The following is a 531-nucleotide window of genomic DNA, read 5'->3' on the forward strand; positions in this document are numbered from 1 at the left end:
TAAAAGGGCTTAAATCAGCATAATCATCGCTGTAAGCCTGCATGGCTGTTCAGGGCGGGAGGGGGATACCACTCTCCTGATAGTCCTCCACCGGCTTACGCCGGGCTTCGGCGGTTTGACTACAGAGTTATATAAAACAATGTCATGCCGCCTTACATGCGCTACGCGCATCTGAAGACAGGTATTCAGCATCGAACGGCTTTTGTGTTTTCAGAACGCCATAGCACCAGTGGACGAGCTTTCGCATCAGTGCACCTATGGCGCACATTTTTGCCTTGCCACTCAGACATAACCTCTCATATATCGCTTTCATCGCCGGGTTAAATCTCATACCGCACATCGAAGACAGATACAGCTTCGCCCGTATTTCCGGCGGGCCGTTTTTGGATAATTTAGGTTTATTTCTGAGTAAGCGTCACATTTAAACCGTCTGTGCAGCGGGCTCCGGTTCCGGGAAAATAGTGTCCATCATTTTTTAATGGACACTATCGCGTGAAACACCGGACATGGCTCCTTGAGGCGCTTCGCCTC

Annotated in this window: 1 pseudogene; it reads right to left on the reverse strand. The window is 49.9% G+C overall.

Annotated elements, in window-relative coordinates:
- Positions 1–142: 142 nt before the first annotated feature.
- Positions 143–409: pseudogene (locus F7Q90_RS27525) on the reverse strand (IS110 family transposase); the annotation flags it as partial.
- Between the last annotated feature and the right edge of the window lie 122 nt (positions 410–531).

It is taken from the genome of Pantoea stewartii subsp. stewartii, assembly GCF_008801695.1.
GTDB classification, from domain to species: Bacteria; Pseudomonadota; Gammaproteobacteria; order Enterobacterales; family Enterobacteriaceae; genus Pantoea; species Pantoea stewartii.